Here is a 20956-nt window from a genome sequence, read left to right as displayed (position 1 = left end):
CTTTAGACCGATTTCATCATTTTCTGGAATGACGGGCACTCTAAGTGAGATGGTTCTGGGCAATTTGCGACATGATTAAGACTATCTCGTATAGCTTGTAACCGTTTAATCTGCGCATCAATTTCTATCGTTTTTTGCGTGAGTAATGCTCGATCGATCGCTAATTCATCGTTTTTATCGAACATCGCTGAGATTTCACTTAGCGACAATCCCGCCATTCGGCCCAAAGAGATAATGCTCAATTTGTTCAATACATTTTGTGCGTACTGCCGCCGAAGCCCTTTTCTACCTATAGGCTGAATAAGCCCAAGCTTTTCATAATATCTCAGTGTTGAAGGTTTTAACCCAGACTCACGAGACACCTCTGCAATATCCATAAAATTCACCCTTGACTTAAAGTCGACTTCAAGTTGTATCATGCTTGCAATCTATCAAATTCATGAAGAAATACAATAAGGAACATCGCTTGGATATATCAATTTGGTTACAGACAATTCTGGTGGGTATTGGCGCCACTATAATTATGGATGCATGGGCTTTGTTGCAAAAACGACTATTAGGTATTCCATCTCTTAACTACGCACTTGTAGCACGATGGGTAGTTTTAATTCCAAGGGGAAAACTAATCCATCGCCCAATCATGGCTACGCCACCAGTCAAGGGAGAAGTGTTTTTGGGTTGGAGCCTACATTATTTGATAGGCATTGTTTTCGCTTTGATTCTTGTATTACTGATGGGAGAAGCGTGGCTAGCTGATCCAAGTATGATAGTCGCTCTGAACACCGGTATTGTGACCCTGATTTTTCCTTTCTTCATCATCCAACCATGTCTAGGCTTTGGGATTGCAGCAAGTAAAACGCCCTCTCCGTGGAAGGCTAGGGGATTAAGCTTATTAGCACACAGTTTCTACGGATTAGGCCTATTCGTGACTGCAGTTATCCTAAAGTGAATCCACCTGCCTTTTGAAGGAAATAGCGTTATTTTTTAAATGATGCTTTTTTCCTTTACTCCATCTATCCATTTGGGAGTAACCCATACTGAAGCAATGGCGGTTTGATACTGCACAAATTGAGTAAAAGAAACTAACACATCTGGACTTAGTTACATAAAGCGACGAACATAAAGCGACGGTCCCTTTAAAAAGCTTGTGACCACAAATCTTCTGCTTAAGGTGCTTGTCTTTGAAGGATACACTTGAAGGTTCCGCAGCAAATTGCCGTGCTACTCTAATTGGCTAGAACAGATACCTCATTTTTATATGTAAGTGATTGACTATAAGTTTCTATTGGAGGAAAAATTGAGTATCGAATGTTTATATCAAGGTCATGTTAGTGTATATCGACTTAAATCGAAAATTAAAAGAAATCCCTATTGAACAATTAAACGACGAATATGACTTCTCTCTAGGATGGGGAGGCTATCGAAGTTTAGGCTGGCAAGAAATTATTGATGAGTACCGAACGGTTGTCTTATCTGAAGCTGGTACAGGTAAAACGGAAGAACTCAAATACCTCACAACAAAACTTCGTTCAAAAAAACTTCCTGCTTTTTTCATTCGATTAGAAGATCTTACTGGTGACTTTGAAGACGCTTTTGAGATAGGTAGCTATGAAGAATTTACTTCTTGGACGGAGTCTGAAAATGAAGGTTGGTTGCTATTAGACTCAATAGATGAGGCTCGATTATCTGATCCAAGAGACTTTGAGAGGTCAATAAAAAAAATTTCTAAGCAGCTTACTACCACACTCGATCGTGTGCATATTATTTTATCAGGAAGAACATCGGCGTGGCGTCCTAAAAGCGACTTGTCTTTATGCGCTGATAAGCTTCCACTGAACCAAAAGCTGACTGGTAATGCTAAAGAAGCCGAAAATCCAAACGATAGTATTTCAACCTCTGATTCAGGTAAAAGTACCGCATTCAAGTTCTATCAGTTAGTAGAACTAAATCGTGAGCAGATAAAAATATTTGCAGAAGCAAAAGGTATTCTTGACCCTGCTAAGTTACTTGATGACATCGAAAGAGTAGACGCTTGGGGGTTTACGACCCGCCCTCAAGATCTTATAGATCTTATCGAGTATTGGAGCGTGCACAATAAACTCGGTACACGTATGGAGTTAATGGATGATAACATTCAAAGGAAACTATCAGAACGCTCTCTCGACAGAATTGAACCAAATGAGCTACCGCAAGCCGAGCTATATTCTAAAGCTCAAACATTGGCTGCAGTTTCTACTTTGACGCAGATATCACATATTGAACTCCCCGAAGGTTCTACGCATTTTTCAGGCAACTCGTCGACTTCAATTCTACTTGATTGGAATAGTAATCAGGTTCTCGACCTACTAAAAAGACCTATTTTTGACGAGGCCATATATGGAGCGGTACGTTTTCACCATCGTTCAGTCAGAGAATTCCTTACCGCCAAGTGGATTAATGCTCTTTTGTCTAAAAGCTCTTCTCAGGTATATATAGAATCTCAATTTTTCCGAACCCAATATGGTATTGAAGTATTAACTCCTACATTACGACCTATACTTCCATGGCTAGTCATCTGGAATGAAAATTTCCGTAAGCGCGTATCCAAAATAGACCCTAAAGTATTCTTTGAAGGCGGAGACCCCAGTCAACTAGATCTAGAAACACGCAAAGATATTTTGCGAGATGTATGTGAAGGACTAGCTAAAAAAGAACCCATGCAACTTCAATACGATATTGGGGCAGTTCAGCGTTTTGCTAGTCAAGACTTAGTCGAACATATACGAACACTTTTTGAAATGTATTCCGGTGATGAAGATGTGCTCGGGTTTCTGCTTCGAATGGTATGGACGGGGCAAATTAAAGGAATGGAAAAAGAGGTCATTAAAGCGATAAAGAGCCCATACCTTGATAAATACACTCATATTTCTGCGATAAGATCTGCTAAGGCCATTTGTTCTCCAGAAGTTGTAAATATGCTGCGAGCCTACTATCTAGAGAAGAATTCTGAATTAAACAGAGAAATACTGTTGGAGCTAGTCGAAGACTTAGAAATAAATGACAAGAACTTAGATTGGTTAATAGCTTGCTTTAAAAAGCTGACTCCAAAGAAGGATTACACATACGACGGATTAGTTGAGAGCCTAATACATAACTTAAGGGGTGCTCAAACTAATGAGTGTTGGTTTGTCATCACTCAAATAAAAAAACTATTGGGAATAGGACCGTTTCATGAGACCTGGCGTTATAAGATTTCGAAAAGATACGCTTGGTTACTTCCTGTAGCGGCAGGCCTAATTGACAATCTTATTAGTGATCGCGATTCTATTGCTCTTAAGTTTGAAGTACTGGAACTGCTTCAAATGATATCGGTGGCTCGTGAATATGACATTAGAGGAGTTGATGAGCTGAAGGAAGACTTTTCCGAGAAAATACCTGCATGGAGTGAATTGAACTGGGCACTATTTTGGTCTTCTCTCGAACAAACAAGGAAAAATGTAAATTGGAAAGTACGAAATTTTAGGCAAGCAGCTTTATACGGGCAGTACTGGAGCTTTGGCCTTGATGATTTTGACCAAGTCTTATGGGAACTTAGCAATAGACAAGAGTTTGATGATCGAACAATAGTTTTATCTCTAGCTTATGATTTATACAAGTCATCTGGAGAAAGACCTGCTTGGTTAACTAAAATCAAAGACTGTTTATCCGATAACACAGATCTTTTAGATCATTTGTCTTTATTAATAGATCCACCACCTCCCACAAAGGAGGAATTGGAACTTGAAAAGCAAAACAAAAAATGGGCAATCGAACGGAAAGCGAGAGAGGACAAAGACAAAAAATATCATGATGACTGGAAAAGTTGGCTGAACTCTAACTTAAAGAAAATTACTGCCGAACAAAGAAAAAAACCAGGAATCCTCACCAACGCATTGTGGTATCTACATCATAAAACGAAGAAACTGGATGATTCTTCTTCCCGCTGGACAAGTTATAACTGGCCTTCTTTGGAAAAAGAGTATGGGGAAGATATTGCAAAATACTATCGTGACGGAGCCGTTAATTTTTGGCGAAATTATAAGCCACAAATACGCTCAGAAGGAGCTGAATATAACAGTACAAACGGTACGGTTATCTTTGGTCTTACCGGTTTAGAAATAGAAGCGCACGAAAATGCAGGATGGATAGAACTACTAACTCCCAAGGAAGTTGAGCTTGCATGTCGTTATGCCTCATTCGAACTAAATGGATTTCCCACTTGGCTTCCGAAGTTATTTGAAATTCATTCTCAAGAAGTATCCGATTTCCTGTGGAAGGAGATTGAGTTTCAGTTAAAAAACGAAACTGAAGATAGCCATATCCATTACGTCCTAGATAAAGTTAATTGGACGGGGGATTGGTGCTGGGATTCAATATCTCCAAGAATTCTAAGTTTTGTGAAGATAGAGCCAAAAAATCTTACTAGTTTGGAAACATTACTTAAAATTGTCATGAGTTCAAATATCGAGTCGGATGCGCTTAAACAGTTATCATCTAAGAAATGTAAGCAACTAAAATCCCATACACATCTAGCTCGCTGGTATGCAGTTTGGGTTGCCGTAGATCCATCAAACGCTATAGATAGCCTAGAAAGCAAACTGACTGAACTCGATGACGAGCAGCAAGAGCAGTTTGCTATGCTCTTCTTGACGAGCCTGCTCGGAGATCGTAGAACCAGAGTTGCTCATGAAAGAAATGACTTTAGGAAACCAATATTTTTAAAACGTTTATACCTGCTTATGCACAAGCATATTCGCCTAGAAGATGATATCAATCGCAGTGATGGTGGCGTATACAGCCCTACCTTGAGAGATGATGCTCAAGATGCGAGAGAGCTTCTATTTCGTGAACTGGATTCATTAAATGGTAAAGACGCATTTTATGAGATGCAGCAATTGGCGCTTTCTCATCCTGACCCACACTCAAGAAAGTGGATGTTAGAAAAAGTTAAAAATCACGCTGAAGCTGATTGTGAACTAGGACCATGGAAACCTCGGCAGGTATTGGATTTTCAGTACACTTTAGAGCGAACTCCTAAAAGTCATATAGAACTAGCAGAATTGGCTTCATTCAGGTTAAAAGATCTCAAACAAGAGCTTGAGGAAGGTGATGACAGCATTGCAAAAACTCTTAAAAAGGTTGATGAAGAGACTGAGATGCGCAATTTTATCGCTTATATACTTCGCAGCAAATCCAATGGTAGATACAGCGTACCTCAAGAAGAAGAGATGGCTGATGCAAAAAGACCAGATATTAGGTTTCATGGCAATGGTTTTGATGCACCAGTTCCGGTTGAGTTAAAGCTCGCAGAAAACTGGACAGGACCGAAATTGGCTGAACGCTTAGAAAACCAACTATGTGGTGACTATTTAAGAGATAGCAAGTCAAATAGAGGTATTTTTTTGCTTGTTTTGAGAAAGAAAAAGTCAAGTTGGAAGTTACCTAATGGTAGAGCGAATAGCTTTTTAGAACTAATAATAATGCTTGAGCAGTATTGGAAAAGCATTTCCGCTAAGTACACTAATGTTTCAGACATTCAAATTATTGGGATAGACTTGACGCGAAGAAATGTTTAGTTTGAAAGGACTAAGCCTGTTAATTGGCTAAATTTACTTTGTCCTAGCTAATACATTTTCATTAATTTACCATGATTGCCAACTCACTTGTGCCAAAAAGCAACTTGTGATGCTATATGTTGATAGGTAATAACAATGGCTGTTTAGCTTTCAAGTAATACCATTTTTTAATTGGAATTGAAAATTTGAGACGACCGTCCTTTTAAGCTTTCTGCACTCGAGTGAAGTGAATTTCTAGTCATCAAAGTCTGTGACCAACTGTTGATATGGCGTATTGTTTATTAATGCTATTACTCTTGTGGCGTCTAAACTGGTAATCTTTTTTCACATCAACTATTAATGAGTGCTGAAGCTTTTTGGAAGTGTTGAGCGCGATTGAGGCGGGTTAGAAGACAATACGCCGTCTAAAAAGCGTTATATTTTAACGAGTGAGTTGTGACTAAAATGAATTTGAATGAAGTATTTAACAATAACAAAGAAACATCCTCTGGTGCCGTATACGTTGGTTCTAATGATCACGAAAATACCGTTTGTAACTTTATAAAATCACATGATGCTGTGGTTGGTTGCTCTATGTATTTGACCAATGATAAAATTATAAAAGTCATAGAAGATACTCAAATACCTGTTTCTATTATCGTAGATAAATGCTCAATGAGAAAACTATTTGATAAGTACGAATGGAAAAAAAAGAAATATGAGAAATGTTTCGGTCGTTTTAATACTCTTCAGCATAAAGTGACATACAGAATAGGTTTTTTTTCTCCTGAAACGGAGTCGTTTGTAGTAAAAAACGATAGTGCGGTCAGATATTTAGGCGTGGCTGAGTCAAGCCAATATCTTCACCATAAGTTTCTTGTAGGCTGCTCTATTGTTGGAGGCGAAATAACTCCAATGGAAGTCCTTAATGGTTCATATAATTTTAGTAAAAATTCAAAACTAAGCCGAGAGAATATTTTAAAGATTAGTGATGAAAAGATAGCAAGGCACTTTTTTGAGGAATGGGAGACCGCGCTAGTATTAAGTGAGAAAAAGTGTGACGGTAATGAGTTTTCTCCTGATCTTTTAACGCATTCAACTTATTTAGAAATTAAGAAACTGATGACGGAGGAAGATGAACACCTGAATGCTATGAGTGACTTCAATGATAGAAAATACGACGCAGATCAATAGTAATTTAAGCAAGGCTGTAGTGGCTAAGTGAACTTGGCCATTTAAATTGAGGTTTTTGCAATACCTGAGGTAATGCTTCAAACGCTAATTTAGCATAATCACTGACACACATATGTCCAGAAATGTGCTAGGTGGACAAAATGTTCTATGTGATCACCGAGCGATCCTGATGGACTAAATTGGCTTACCTTTTAGCGTAATCTATGAGTTTTAGAAGGCGCTAAGGATGTTCCATATGAATTTGAAATCCTAGCTCATTACCGTAAGTTACATAGTCACAAAATCAAAATTTGACACTTCCCCCCAACTAATCATATTCTTGTCGGACACTGGCAAAATCCAGTGTCCGTGGGTTTTGGCGAGCTCCAGTAAATTACACAGACGCGTATACGTCAGCTTGTGCTGACTTTTTTATATGCGAAATCTGCACACCTATACATTCAGTCTTTGAACAGACTGTTTGGTATCAGAATTATGGTGGCGTAGATTGGGATACCTTCGGGTATGCCGGGCTCTGTGTACCGGTTCGCCAACCTGATTTACGTCACCACCTCTGTTTGGCGACTTTGGGGTGACTGTTAAGACATACACAGGAGTCACTATGACCAAACTATCTCAATCCCAACCCGACCCCGATTTTTACCTTCAAGTTGAAGACTTTATTATTAGCGCTGCTTCTGTTGATATTAATGGCGATCACGCCTTAAACAACGAAATTGGTATGTTCTTACTTAGCTTGCTTTATCAGCATAAAAAGCAAGAAATGGAATAAGTCATTCACGACATAAAAGGTAATGCCAGTTAGGTTAATTGACTGGCATTATGCGAACGCTGTTAAAAAAGTGAAAGGTGTTTAAGGCAAATCCCTCAATGCTAGTCGCTGCATTTCCCGCGCAATAGTGTGCTCAGCCGTTACTCCAAAGACACTTTTCCCATTTAAATCATTTACGTCATTTTCCGCATTAAAGACCAATCTTTTAGAGTTTTAAATCACATAACCTAAAGCGTATTCCTTTGATAATAATTTCATCAATTCGCGAGAGTATTCATCATCGCGTTGATATTAAACTTATAATTAGATGGGATTTATTAAATGAACATGAAACTAAAAAGTGTGATGGTTGGAGCTGCAATGGCTTCTATTGCTGCAATGCCTTTAAGCAATGCAATCGCAAAAGACTACCCGCCAAAAACATTATCTATGGTTGCGCCGTCTGGTGCTGGTGGCGGTTGGGACTTAACTATCCGCACGGTGGCAAAAACCCTAAAAGATACCAAGTTGGTTGATTCCAACATGCCTGTTACTAACCGTCCTGGTGGTGGTGGTGCGGTTAACTTAGCTTATATGCAGACCAAGGTAGGCAAAGATAATCTTATCTCGGTTTACTCTCCACCAATCTTGTTAACCAACTTAAATGGATCAAGTAAGTTTGGCTACAAAGATACAACGCCACTAGGCCGTTTGATCACCGATTATGCCGCTTTTGTTGTTTCAAAAGACTCTAAGTACACCTCTATTAATGAAGTGATGGAAGCTCTCAAAAAAGATCCTAAGAGCGTTAAAATTGGTGGTACCTCATCGGCAGGTTCCATGGACCATATCCAATTCTTAATGATTGCTAAAGCAGCAGGTGTACCGAATCTTAATAAAATTGATTACATCTCTTTTCAAGATGGCGGAGCGGTTGCTCAAGTATTGGGAGGTCATATCGATCTCATCTCTACTGGCCTAGGCGATGTAACCTCTCTTGTTAAAAGTGGCAACTTACGTGCTCTCGCTCAAACGGCGGACAAGCGTATTGGCTCTGGCGTAATTGCTGATATTCCAACGGTGAAAGAGCAAGGAATTGATGCGACATTTGAAAACTGGCGTGGTCTGTTTGGTCCTAAAGATATGCCTGAATACGCGGTAACGTTCTGGAACAAGACTCTGAAAGAGATGACTGAAACTCAGGAGTGGTCTGAAGCGCGTACCCGTAACGGTTGGGATGATGCCTATCAGAACAGTGAAGAGTTCACCAAGTTCCTCGCTCAAACAAATGAGCAGTATAAAGAGATCTTACGAGAAGTTTTTTCTAATAAGTAATCGCCATTGTTAATTGTTAACTCTAAAAAGATGAGAGGGCAACCTCTTATCTTTCTATTAAATCATATGTTTTATAACTCTGTTTCAGCTTAAGGATAATTCCTATGGAAAACAAAACTGTTCGTCCGGATTGGGATGCATTCACAGGTTTATTTGGTGTAGGCTTTGGTTTGGTCTACGGCTTTATGGCGTACTCCATGCCCCGCGCTGCGTTCGGTAACCCTTTGGACCCTATCTATTTTCCACTTGGCATTGCAGTCATATCGATATTAATTGGCGCTCTTTTGCTGATTAAAAGTAATTTCAAAGCGTCTGTTATGGCGTACAAAGAATTGATTAACGAAGATGATGTAAAGAAAAACGATCGTCGAAGAATTTTCTACACCTGCATAATTTCAATCGGTTATGCGGTACTTTTTGAGCACTTAGGTTATGTGATTAGCACCTTCCTATTTATGTTCATTATGCTGGGCATAACCAGTGGCAGAGATAAATTGCTCAAGAACGCCATTATTGCGCTTGTCTTCTCTGTGGGTGTTTTCTTCATCTTCTCAACCATGTTGAGTATCAGTCTTCCACCACTACCATTTACTGAATAAGAGAGGCTGTCATGACTGATATTTTTGCTAACTTATTAAATGGCTTTGGCGTTGCGCTACAGCCTTATCACTTACTACTCGTCACCGTTGGCGGGGTTTTGGGTACCATTGTTGGTATGCTTCCGGGTCTTGGCCCTGCAACTGGTGTGGCGGTATTGCTGCCGATGACATTTGCAATGGGACCAACGGCGGCGCTAATTACAATGACCGGCGTATATATTGGAGCCATGTTTGGTGGTTCTCGTAGTTCTATCTTAATCAATACTCCGGGAGATGGTGCGGCTCTGGCGGCGACATTTGACGGCTACCCGATGGCAATGAAAGGACGAGCGGAATCTGCACTCGCTATGTCTGCCATCGCCTCATTGATTGGCGGTACTATTGCCGCCGTACTGATGACGTTACTTGCGGAGCCTGTGGCAAGCTTTGCCTTAAAATTTGGTCCTGCTGAGTATTTCTTGCTTATGGTTGCTGCGCTTTCTATGACGGCGTCTATGTCAAAAGGCAATATGCTCAAAGGCTTTTTGTCTATGGTGGTCGGCTTATCTATTGCAACGATAGGGATCGATGCGCAATCTGGTGTTGAACGCTTTACATTTGGCAATTTAGAGCTTCAGACTGGGGTGGACTTCTTGGTTGTAATTATCGGTATTTATGCGCTTGGTGAAGTATTCAAGAGCTTCCGTTCATTGAGTCAAGGAACCAAAAAAGCACAAACTAAGTTTAAACGAATCTGGATTAGCGACGATGATTGGTCTCGCTCAAAATGGCCAATTTTGCGTAGTGCACCTGTTGGTTTCATCATTGGTTCGTTACCTGGTGCTGGCGGTACTATGGCTTCTCTTATGTGTTACAACAACGAGAAGCAACTGTCGAAAAACAGTGAAGAGTTTGGTAAAGGCGCCATTGAAGGTCTTGCAGCGCCAGAGTCGGCTAATAATGCCGCGTCTATCGGTGCAATGATTCCAATGCTGTCACTTGGTGTTCCGGGTTCTGGTACTACTGCGGTAATGATGGGGGCCTTGTTAATGTTGGGTATTCAGCCGGGTCCGCTATTGTTTACTCAGTATCCGGAAACTGCGTGGGGACTGATTGCAAGTATGTTTGTTGCTAACTTTATTCTGGCTATTGTGAATATTCCGTTAGCGGGTGCATTGGTGAGAGTTCTGGCTATTCCACCAAAAGTACTTTATCCCATTGTTCTTGGCCTAGCGTTTATTGGTTGCTACGCAATCAGTAACTCTGTGGTCGATTTCTACATCCTTGTCATCCTCGGTGTTGCGGGTGTAGTTATGAAGCGTGCCAACATACCTACCGCTCCGATGATTCTGGCGGTGATTGTTGGCGGTACGATGGAGCAGTCATTCCGTCAGGCGTATCGTATTTCGAACCAAGACTTAACCGTGTTTATGAGTTCTAATGTGGCGTTGGCACTTATTGCCGTGACCTTGCTATCTATCGGACTTCCAATGTTAAGTATGATGCGTAAGCGTAACGCGAAAGCACAAGCAGCATAACGTGATAGGTTAAAGCGTTATAGGTTAACTGTCCTTTTTATAAGAGTCAGCCTGATAGGGTTGGCTCTTATGGTTTCTATCGCCATAGGATAAGTTCATAAACGCCATTGAATAAATTGAAACCTTCTAACTATCATGACGCCAGTCATGCTTTTAACTCTTAACATACGGATAATTCGTTTGTTGAACAATAGTGGGAATATCCGGTGTTTGGTACATACAGTTTCGAGAAAGTGATTAACGGCAACAGCAACAAAATGGAGAAGATTACCGCTTTTCTCAGCAGAATGGATCTGGGGGTGGATGTTGATGTCGAATTGTTTGTGGTCGCCTATCAGGGACGTGAGATTGCTGCTTGCGGGGGGCTGGCGGGAAATACCTTAAAATCGATTGCCGTAGACGAGAGTCATCAAGGTCACGGCCTTTCTACCACACTGCTTACCGAACTGGTCACCCATGCGTACGACTTGGGCAGATACAACCTTTTTATTTACACCAAACCTGAGAACTATCAGTTGTTTCATGCGGCTGGTTTTTATCATCTTGCCTCAGTGAAAGGTAGGGTGATTTTGATGGAAAACAGCAAAAACCGGCTGCAAAAGTATTGTGAAACGTTGGCCAAACAGCGGCGAAAAGGCGGGCGAATTGGCAGTATTGTCATGAATGCCAATCCGTTTACTCTCGGGCATCGCTATTTGGTAGAAAAAGCATCCAATGAGTGTGATTGGTTACACCTGTTTGTGGTGAAGGAGGACAGCTCATTTTTTTCCTATGCCGACAGGTTAGCGATGATCAAAGCGGGTGTAGAAGAGTTTAGTAATGTCATTGTTCATCCCGGTTCGGATTACATGATCTCTAGGGCGACGTTTCCTAGCTATTTTTTGAAAGACGAAGGGGTGGTTAGCTTTGCTCATACCGCCATTGATTTACAGCTGTTCCGCGACTATCTCGCCCCTGCATTGGCAATAACACACCGTTATGTGGGCACAGAGCCTATCTGCAAAGTAACACGGTTTTACAATCAACAGATGCATCAGTGGCTATCGACGTCGACGTTGCAGTCCCCTGCGATCTGTTTAGTTGAGATACCTAGGTGTGAAGAGGGAGAGTTGCCTATCTCTGCTTCTTTGGTTCGTCATTTACTGTTTCAGAACCGCTGGCAAGAGATAGCACAGATAGTGCCAGAGACAACTTACGGTTATTTGAAGAACCTGTTCAGTGAAGACACCTCTCCCTATCAGGAGAAGCGTGCTCATGCAAAAGCCAAACAAGCTTCTCCACTCTCGGTAAATGCTTAGGGTTTGTTGAACTTTCGAGAACAGATTTTGCTCAATCTGAAAGCCGGTAGCATCGAGTTTATCGATGCAGCTGTAAAGCAGGGAAGTGGTATCAAACTCAACGGTTAAATCGCTTCGCACTGGGTAATAAAATAGTTGCTCAGCATATCGTGCGCTTTTTTATCTCGTTGTGCCTGAGAATGTTTGTTGTAGGTAGCGCAGTATGAGGCGGCTCGGTCACAAATAATGCACTTTCTAGCGGCAAGTTGGCAGGATTTCCTTGAGATAGTCTTACCTTCACCATTCATTACATCAAAGTTAAAAAATGCACCGAGAAGATGTTCAGTTTCCAGTTTAATCATGCTTTTTTTTATCTCACTTGCAGAGAGCCCGGCAACGACATACATGGCCTCTGTGGCACATTTTGGTTGAAACACTTTTTCCTTAACGATGGTTCCACCCAGCTTGTTAATTTCAGCAAGAGCCAGCTTCGCGGCTAAAGCGAATATCTGATCACCGGTTGGGTTTTTAAGCATGCCTTGGGGCAAGTAGGTGTTAAGGGTGATTAATGGCAACTGATGCTTAGCAATCCAGCGCTGTTGTAACTCTGCTCTAAGCTGAGCATCTTGGTGTTTGTCGTAGATAGTCATTAACGTTGACATCGTGGTCTCCTTATAACGATAAGAGAAAAATTGTATTGGCAGTGGGCAAATATTAATGAGGAGAGTGGGACATTTTGTTGTGGAGCTTGTGTATTAAATGGCGTTTATGGCGTTAACCCCTTGACGGTAAAGTTTTAAATCATAAACGCCATTTAAGTTGTTTCGCCGTATGTTTTGAATGATGGACTTCACGAAGTGACGCTTCTGCTGTTGGTTATACTCGCCGGACACTAATCACTAGCGAGTTCAAAAATCATGAGTGAAAGTCCGATAATTTTAGAAGGGGTAACCCTAATGCTGCTAGGCATGGGGTTCGTTTTCTTTTTTCTCGTGTTACTAGTCGGTGCAACACGCTTACTTTCTACTGTTGCAAACAAAATTCAGTCCAACATGGATGCCAAAACCACACCATCTAATGTGGTCGAAAACGCATCAGAGGATACGGTTGTCGCCGCGATTTCTGCAGCACTTCATCACCACAAACAAAAAATCAGTCAACAGGCATAAGATTACAGGGGATTTTAAATGTCCAAATTAGTTAAACCGTTAGGTATCACAGACGTGGTACTTAGGGACGCACACCAGTCACTATTTGCTACACGCATGCGCTTAGATGACATGCTTCCTATCGCGTCTAAACTCGATGAAATCGGTTATTGGTCTCTAGAGTCGTGGGGCGGCGCTACCTTCGATTCCTGCATTCGTTTTATTGGAGAAGATCCTTGGCAACGCCTTCGCGAACTGAAAAAAGCGATGCCAAATACTAAGCAGCAAATGCTGTTCAGAGGGCAAAATATTTTAGGCTATCGCCACTACGCTGACGATGTTGTCGACAAGTTTGTAGAGCGTGCAGTGGTCAACGGCATGGATGTTTTCCGTGTGTTTGATGCGCTTAATGATGTACGCAATATGAAGCAAGCCATTCAAGCGGTAAACCGTCAAGGGGCTCATGCACAGGGAACCATTTGTTACACCACTAGCCCAGTGCATACGATGCAATCATGGGTTGATGTGGCTGAACAGTTGGTTGAATGTGGTGTTAATTCAATTGCGCTAAAAGACATGTCTGGCGTGATGTCGCCCTATGAAGCGTATGAGCTGGTATCCACCCTGAAGAAACAGTTAGATGTAGAGCTTCATTTACATTGTCACTCTACGGCGGGTATTGCGGATATGACGCTGCTTAAAGCTATTGAAGCAGGGGTTGATCGTGTTGATACTGCGGTTTCCTCCATGAGTGGCACCTACGGCCATCCAGCCACAGAATCCATTGTTGCAGCACTTAAAGGAACGGAGAGAGATACAGGGCTAGATATCCAGAAGATTGAAGCTATTTCGGCGTATTTCCGCGAAGTTCGTAAAAAATATCACGCTTTTGAAGGCCAGCAGAGAGGGTCTGATTCTCGAATCTTGGTGGCACAAGTTCCCGGCGGAATGTTGACCAATATGGAGAGTCAACTGAAGCAGCAAAATGCGCTGCACCGTATTGATGAAGTGCTAGAAGAGATCCCTCGCGTACGAGAAGATCTTGGCTTTATACCTTTGGTCACACCGACTTCTCAGATAGTAGGCACACAGGCGGTGATTAATATCATGATGGGTGAGCGTTACAAAACCATCACTAAAGAGACGGCGGGTGTGCTTCGTGGAGAGTATGGCCAAACGCCAGCGCCAGTTGAGCGCGAGCTGCAAGAGCGAGTATTAGAGGGCAATCAGCCGATCACTTGCCGCCCTGCGGATCTTATTGAACCTGAAGTGAATAGCTTAATTGAGTCGGTGGAACAGCAGGCGAAAGAGCGTGGAATTACGCTAAGTGAAAATCTCATTGATGATGTTCTTACCGTTGCTCTTTTTGATCAAGTTGCTTGGAAGTTCCTTGAAAACAGAAACAACCCTGATGCGTTTGAATCTGTGCCAACCGCAAAAGAGGCGGAGCCTAAAGAAGCTCAACCAAAAGTATCGACTGATCATGCTGTTTATACTGTGAATGTGAACAACAAAGCGTATGTTGTTCAAATCAATGAGGGAGCGGATGCACAAGTACTGGCGGTTGCGGACTCAGCACCTGTGGCGGCACCATCTGCACCATCAGGCAGTGCGGAATCAGTATCGGCTCCTTTAGCTGGAAATATCTGGAAGATACACGCTAAAGCCGGTCAGCAAGTTAAAGAAGGGGACACGTTACTGATTTTAGAAGCGATGAAGATGGAAACCGAAATCAAAGCCGCCCGTGACGGAAAGGTTGAACACTTAGCCGTATCGGAAGGCGATGCTGTGCAAGTGGGCGACGAACTGCTGGCTCTGGCGTAAGGGACGATCATGGAAAGTGCATTAGCTCTTATTAACGACTTTGGTTTCTTACATTTGCAGTGGGGCCAAGCCATCATGATATTGGTGGGGATGGTGCTGCTTTATTTGGCGATAGTCAAACAGTTTGAACCCTTACTGCTGGTTCCCATTGGTTTGGGCGGTATTCTGTCTAACTTGCCTGACGCTAACTTAGCGGTGAACGCTATTGAAGCGGCGATTCTGGCGGGAAAAACCGATGTAATGCACGCATTTGCATCGGTTCTGGAGATAGCGGATACCGCGCCAAAAGCGATTAAACAGGCGGCTGAAATGGCAACCCCTGAGCAGAAGATGACCTTACACCTTCTGGCTGAGCAGTTTAAATACAGTGATGGTATGTTGTATACCTTCTATAGTGTCGCGATTGCATCAGGCGTGGGGCCACTCGTTATCTTTATGGGTGTCGGCGCTATGACGGACTTTGGTCCACTTTTAGCTAACCCTAAAACGTTACTGCTCGGGGCCGCTGCGCAGTTTGGTATCTTCGCAACCGTGTTAGGTGCGTTGGCACTGAGTCAGTTTGGCGTGATGGACTTCAGTGTCGCTCAGGCCGCTGCCATCGGTATTATCGGTGGGGCGGATGGGCCGACTGCAATCTATGTGTCTAGCATGCTGGCACCGGAGTTATTGGGTGCGATTGCTGTCGCGGCATACTCTTATATGGCGTTGGTTCCTATGATCCAGCCGCCGATTATGAGAGCGTTAACTACAGAAGCCGAGCGTAAGATTGAGATGAAACAACTGCGTCAGGTAAGCAAGATCGAGAAGGTCTGCTTTCCATTGATGTTGCTACTTCTTATTGCGATGCTGTTACCGTCGGCCACACCTCTGTTGGGCATGTTCTGTTTTGGTAACTTGATGCGAGAATGTGGTGTCGTTGAACGTCTATCAGATACTGCTCAGAATGCGTTAATCAACATTGTTACTATATTCCTTGGCTTATCTGTTGGTTCAAAGTTAATGGCTGATAAGTTTCTTCAACCACAAACCTTGGGTATTTTAGCGCTTGGTATCGCCGCTTTTTGTGTTGGTACTGCTGCTGGATTGTTGATGGCCAAACTAATGAATAAGGTTTTCGAGGATAAGGTGAATCCACTGCTTGGTTCGGCTGGTGTCTCTGCTGTTCCAATGGCCGCTCGAGTCTCTAACAAAATTGGTTTGGAAGCGAATCCGCAGAACTTCCTGTTGATGCACGCAATGGGGCCAAATGTGGCAGGCGTTATCGGCTCGGCGGTTGCGGCTGGGGTGATGATTAAGTACGTACTGGGTAGTTAATTGCCATTTCGCTCTATTTTATCGGGAGAACATGTTTCTCCCTTTTGTTGTATTTATGTACCACAGTGATCTCAAAATGTAAGATTCAGAGTGATATCAATGCGTTCTGTTCAAGAAAGATAACTTAAGGAGTGGTATGCTTTGGCAAGGTTATCTGATGCTGAAATGGAGATGTTGATGAGCGGCCAGTAGGCCCGTTTTATGTTTGTTTCCATCTGTTACTGAGAGTTGCCGTAGGTCGGTTATACATTCTTGCTGGGTCAGATACAAAAATAACGAGAAAGGCGTAGGTATGATAGACAGTTCACTTCGATTACTTGAGAAGATTCAGAATAGCGTTTCGTTCAGGAACAAAATATTTATCTTCATTTTGTTCTCTATGGGTCTTCAGTTGATTTTTATTGGGGTAAATTTTCGTAGCGCCGCAGTAGAAACGCTAGAGCATCAGATCGGAATGAGAGCTCTGATTCAAGCGAAAGAGATTGCAAGCGATCCCGCTGTTATAAAACAAGTTAAGGCCAATAACCTCGCTGCGATCGAGCAGTTGATAGAAAGACGCCGACTAACATCGGACGCAAGTTTTATTGTTATCGGGGATAAAGACGGCATCCGTTTATCGCATCCAATTAAAGAAAGAATTGGCTTACCAATGAAAGGGGCGGATAACGAGTCCGCTTTGATAAGGGGCGAGTCTTATATCTCTCATAGCGAAGGAAGCCTTGGTGTTTCAATTCGGGGCAAAGCGGCGCTGAAAGATGCCAATGGAGAAGTGATTGGAGTTGTCTCTGTTGGATACCTGCTGGATCAGCTTGATGGTTGGATCATTGATTACGCACAACCGTTGCTATCTGATTTTATTATTATTCTCGTGATTACGCTGGTGGGGGGCTGGTTATTCTCGAACCATATTAAACGTAATATGAATGGCAAAGAGCCCGCTGAAATTGCCTTCGCTTACAATATGCGAAAATCTATCTTGCGATCGGTTTATGAGGGAATTATCGGTTTTGATAAACAAGGAAATATTCTTACTGCTAATATCACCGCTTTAAAAATGCTCGGCACAGAAAAGACGCCGGCGCAGCTAAGAGGTGAGAATGTCACCGACTATATTAATCAAAGTCAGTTTTTGTTCCATACGCCTTATGATGAAAACCTTAAAGATGAGCTTATCAAAGTTAATGATCAGGTATTTATCGCGAATCGAGTGGCCATTTATGATGAAGAAACATTAACAGGCTGGGTGATTAGTTTCCGGAACAAAGAAGACATTAGTCTGCTAAATGATGAATTAAGTCAGATTAAACAGTACACAGAGAACCTGCGTGCAACGCGTGATGAGTATGAGAACAAGATCTCAACCATATCTGGCCTGATTGAAATGGGTGACAGCCAAGCGGCTCTAGAACTTATTTATAACGAAAAGCATCGTAAACAAGAGACCATCGATTTTGTTACTGAACGTATTCACTGTAAACAACTTGCGGGAATCTTGATTGGTAAAGCTGCTCGCGCTCGTGTTCTGGAGCTAGATTTGCAGTTTTCGCCACAATGTAGGTTAGAGAAACTTGGCGAGTCTATCGATGCCAACGAGTTATCTGCGGTCATTGGTAATTTGCTGGATAATGCATTTGAAGCGACCTTAAAGAACCCAGACAGCACAAAAGTCATCACTTTACTGATATCTGACGAAGGGAAAGAGCTGGTGATAGAAGTTCAGGACAACGGTGTTGGAATAAAGCCAGAATTAGCAATGACCATGTTTAGCCGCGGAGTGAGCAATAAAGAAGAGGGTGATGGCAACAAAGGCGTAGGCTTGTACCTTATTAATCGGTATGTCGCCAATGCTGGTGGGGTTATTTTAGTGGATGAAGCGCGACCTCAGGGGACTATCTTTTCTATTTTTATCCCTAAGTAATATGAGTCATCAATGAAAAAGTGCCGGAAGGAAACGTCAGGCACTTTTCATTTCACGTTATAGATATTCAGCTAAGTAATTGAAGCGCGATTACTTCCAACGCCATGTTTGAGTTTTGCCACCGTGGTAACTCCAAATATGCGCATTTGACCCTTCTATTGACCAGCTACCATTTTTAATGTCAAGCACCCCTTTATCGCCATACAGGCTACGCAAAGTGTTATTTTTGTACTCAGTCCAACGTTGATTAAGTTGGTCGTTACAGTCCCAAATTTTAACCGATGACCCCTTGTTACCTGAACCAGATACCGTTGCACATTTGTTGAAATTGAGTTTGTTACGTAAGTAACCGTCGGGATCTAAATACCAGAGCTGAGAGTCTGCATCGTGGCAGCTCCATTGGTGTAGGTTATTGCCGTTTTCAAGATTGCGATCTTCAATATCTAGACACTTATCTTTGCCATTTTTAAGCCGAGAAAATTTTATATCTGTAGTGAGTGGATAGATCGCACCATAGTTATTTGGAAATAATGTTTTAATGTCGGAATACGAACTATTTTTACGGTACAAATCAATAGCCAAACTGACTTCTGTTACTTTTGATTGACGCTCATAGTAATCAACCATAATGATATTTGGTTCTAAACCCTGATCAATCTCATAGGACATCATCCATTGTGCAAGATAGGGGTTCGATTCATCAGCCAGACTTTTAAGAGTAGTCAGTTTATCGAAAATACCACCAGAACCTAAAACGGTAAGCTGCATCTGACTGACATAAAACTTGTTGGTATTTTGGTGGTTAATGATTTGTGAGTCTTGATGAGCTTTTAAATCGTCAACTGATGCCGCGTTTGCCCATGGAGAGTCAATGCTGCTTTCTCGTGGCCAATAATAATCTGAAGAGGCTAATACCTGGCTTTGATCAGCTAAAGCAATAACATTCCTATTCATATTCCAAGCATCAGAAATTTTGATGTTTGCCGAGTTATAATGAGTACCATTTTTAACTTTGGGAATTAAACGGCTGGAAAATTTATTTAGGAAGTAGTCGTTAAAGCGTTGAACATCTCCGTTATCCGCAAAGTCATTCAACTCTTGGAAGTCTAATATTAGAATTTCTTTGGGGTTATTTTTAGCAAATTCATAGAGAGGGTCTAATACTAACGGCAGATCTTCACCTCGAACAATACCGTGGACAATAATAAACTTATTGGCATCGTCATCATTGGATACTCGTAGGTCGAAGTAACGGATACCGTCTTTAGCTTGCTGACATAAATCTCGGCTTTGTGTTACTGATATTGCTTCCACTGCGGCAATAGATTTGATGGAAAAAGTCCCTGCGTCGTGGCTTCCCGGTATCGCGATGTCACGTAGACGAACATTGCTATCAGCGTTATATATCCGCTCCATCCAGCGGCTATATTCTCCTCCGCCAGTACAAGTTGCAGCCTGAACGGTGGCGCTTAATGTGGATGCCATTAGGGCATAGAGCATTATTCTAATGAGTTTCATAAGATTTCCTTTGTTATTGGTAAATTCTTTATGATCGAATAAAAACTACTAATAAGATGCTCACAATTTCTTGTGAGCATCTTAGACAAATTAAAGTTTATATAAACTCATTTGCATCGATTGTTTTAGCAGCGACACTATCATAGACAAAATCGTAAATAAGAATGCCTACGCCTGAGCTATCTTTAATTTTTTCTATTCTATCTTCTATAATAGGATTAACTAATTCGGCATAAGCAACGGGATTGCCTAAATAACCATTGGTAGCGCTGATATGATTTAATATTAGATCTTTATTATTGTGATTGGATGGAGGTAGTACTTCTTCTATGTCTCTTATTTTATTTTTTAATTTTGGTCCGTCCCAATTGTCTTGAAGTATGATGTCATCATTATCATGCCAATTATATGCCCAGCGAACATTGTTAATTGTAGAAATATTGAGTGAGGGGTCACTGCTATCAATAACAATGATTTTACCTCTAGCTTCGCCTACGCTTGGCCAATCATATGTGTTTCTTTCATTTGGTTTTGGTGTGAATATTGAATCGAAATAGTTGGCAATAAACTCTTGAATAATTACCTTGTACTGGTCAAAGTCGTCTTTGTTTTCATTAGCATTTTGAAGACGAATGATAATAAATTCAGAAGGGTTTTTATCTAAAAACGTCACTAGCTCGTCAAACATAGAAGTAGCGGTGATATCACTAATCCATTCACGATGCGCTGCGACTAAATTTCTAGTTATCCTAAAATCAAAAAAGCGAAGCCCGATATTTAGCTGTTCGCTTAGAGATAGACTTTGTGTTTTATAGTATACATCTTCACACATTGAAGTCATGGTATCGTGGCTACCGGGAATGCATAGTTCAGTGATACATTTGTCATCGCGAATATTTTTTAACCAGTTAGATATTGTATTGTTCATATTGAATTTGCTCTAAATATAACTGTATATACGTTACTACGAGAGAATAGTAGGCTACTA

16 protein-coding genes are annotated in these 20956 nt (G+C 41.7%); 12 read left to right on the top strand and 4 right to left on the bottom strand.

Going from position 1 to position 20956, the window contains the following annotated elements:
- Positions 1–2: 2 nt before the first annotated feature.
- Entirely contained in the window at positions 3–377 is a 375-nt protein-coding gene (locus F0227_RS13245; RefSeq protein ID WP_171753693.1) for a helix-turn-helix domain-containing protein, read from the bottom strand.
- A gap of 89 nt (positions 378–466) precedes the next feature.
- On the opposite strand from F0227_RS13245, the gene F0227_RS13240 reads away from it, so the two are divergent.
- From F0227_RS13240 to citC, 8 genes are all read left to right on the top strand, one after another.
- Positions 467–949 (top strand): DUF2938 domain-containing protein, encoded by a 483-nt coding sequence (locus F0227_RS13240; RefSeq protein ID WP_171753692.1) that lies wholly within the window; start codon positions 467–469, stop codon positions 947–949.
- 382 nt (positions 950–1331) lie between these two features.
- Positions 1332–5594 carry a hypothetical protein gene (locus F0227_RS13235; protein WP_171753691.1) on the top strand — a complete coding sequence of 1421 codons (4263 nt, stop codon included), beginning with the start codon at positions 1332–1334 and terminating at the stop codon, positions 5592–5594.
- Between the two features lie 435 nt (positions 5595–6029).
- Positions 6030–6767, top strand: a complete 738-nt coding sequence (locus F0227_RS13230; protein WP_171753690.1) for a hypothetical protein — start codon at positions 6030–6032, stop codon at positions 6765–6767.
- Positions 6768–7368: 601 nt separating this feature from the next.
- On the top strand, positions 7369–7539 hold the full coding sequence (locus F0227_RS13225; RefSeq protein WP_171753689.1) for a hypothetical protein: 171 nt from the start codon (positions 7369–7371) through the stop codon (positions 7537–7539).
- 321 nt (positions 7540–7860) lie between these two features.
- On the top strand, positions 7861–8853 hold the full coding sequence (locus tag F0227_RS13220; RefSeq protein ID WP_171753688.1) for a tripartite tricarboxylate transporter substrate-binding protein: 993 nt from the start codon (positions 7861–7863) through the stop codon (positions 8851–8853).
- Between the two features lie 104 nt (positions 8854–8957).
- Entirely contained in the window at positions 8958–9452 is a 495-nt protein-coding gene (locus F0227_RS13215) for a tripartite tricarboxylate transporter TctB family protein (protein WP_171753687.1), read from the top strand.
- An 11-nt stretch (positions 9453–9463) separates the two neighbouring features.
- Positions 9464–10969: a tripartite tricarboxylate transporter permease gene (locus F0227_RS13210; RefSeq protein ID WP_171753686.1), complete on the top strand. Its 1506-nt coding sequence runs from the start codon at positions 9464–9466 to the stop codon at positions 10967–10969.
- Positions 10970–11175: 206 nt separating this feature from the next.
- The gene (citC, locus tag F0227_RS13205; RefSeq protein ID WP_171753685.1) at positions 11176–12267 is read left to right on the top strand and encodes a [citrate (pro-3S)-lyase] ligase; all 1092 of its coding nucleotides are present in this window, start codon (positions 11176–11178) and stop codon (positions 12265–12267) included.
- A gap of 104 nt (positions 12268–12371) precedes the next feature.
- Here the strand turns inward: citC and F0227_RS13200 are convergent, their stop codons facing one another.
- On the bottom strand, positions 12372–12908 hold the full coding sequence (locus F0227_RS13200) for a citrate lyase holo-[acyl-carrier protein] synthase (RefSeq protein WP_171753684.1): 537 nt from the start codon (positions 12906–12908) through the stop codon (positions 12372–12374).
- Positions 12909–13163: 255 nt separating this feature from the next.
- On the opposite strand from F0227_RS13200, the gene F0227_RS13195 reads away from it, so the two are divergent.
- From F0227_RS13195 to F0227_RS13180, 4 genes are all read left to right on the top strand, one after another.
- A complete protein-coding gene (locus tag F0227_RS13195; protein WP_171753683.1) occupies positions 13164–13415 on the top strand; it encodes an OadG family transporter subunit in 252 nt (83 codons plus the stop codon).
- An 18-nt stretch (positions 13416–13433) separates the two neighbouring features.
- Complete coding sequence (gene oadA, locus F0227_RS13190; RefSeq protein WP_171753682.1) at positions 13434–15218, top strand: sodium-extruding oxaloacetate decarboxylase subunit alpha; 1785 nt, start codon at positions 13434–13436, stop codon at positions 15216–15218.
- Positions 15219–15227: 9 nt separating this feature from the next.
- Positions 15228–16532: a sodium ion-translocating decarboxylase subunit beta gene (locus F0227_RS13185; RefSeq protein WP_171753681.1), complete on the top strand. Its 1305-nt coding sequence runs from the start codon at positions 15228–15230 to the stop codon at positions 16530–16532.
- A gap of 292 nt (positions 16533–16824) precedes the next feature.
- Complete coding sequence (locus tag F0227_RS13180; RefSeq protein WP_171753680.1) at positions 16825–18450, top strand: sensor histidine kinase; 1626 nt, start codon at positions 16825–16827, stop codon at positions 18448–18450.
- A 90-nt stretch (positions 18451–18540) separates the two neighbouring features.
- On the opposite strand, the gene F0227_RS13175 is transcribed toward F0227_RS13180, so the two are convergent.
- Positions 18541–19968, bottom strand: a complete 1428-nt coding sequence (locus F0227_RS13175) for a ricin-type beta-trefoil lectin domain protein (protein ID WP_171753679.1) — start codon at positions 19966–19968, stop codon at positions 18541–18543.
- A gap of 97 nt (positions 19969–20065) precedes the next feature.
- Complete coding sequence (locus tag F0227_RS13170) at positions 20066–20896, bottom strand: phosphatidylinositol-specific phospholipase C domain-containing protein (RefSeq protein WP_171753678.1); 831 nt, start codon at positions 20894–20896, stop codon at positions 20066–20068.
- Between the last annotated feature and the right edge of the window lie 60 nt (positions 20897–20956).

It is taken from the genome of Vibrio sp. 99-8-1 (assembly GCF_013114595.1).
In the GTDB taxonomy this organism is placed as follows: Bacteria; Pseudomonadota; Gammaproteobacteria; order Enterobacterales; family Vibrionaceae; genus Vibrio.
This window is presented reverse-complemented; position numbering and strand designations above follow the sequence as displayed.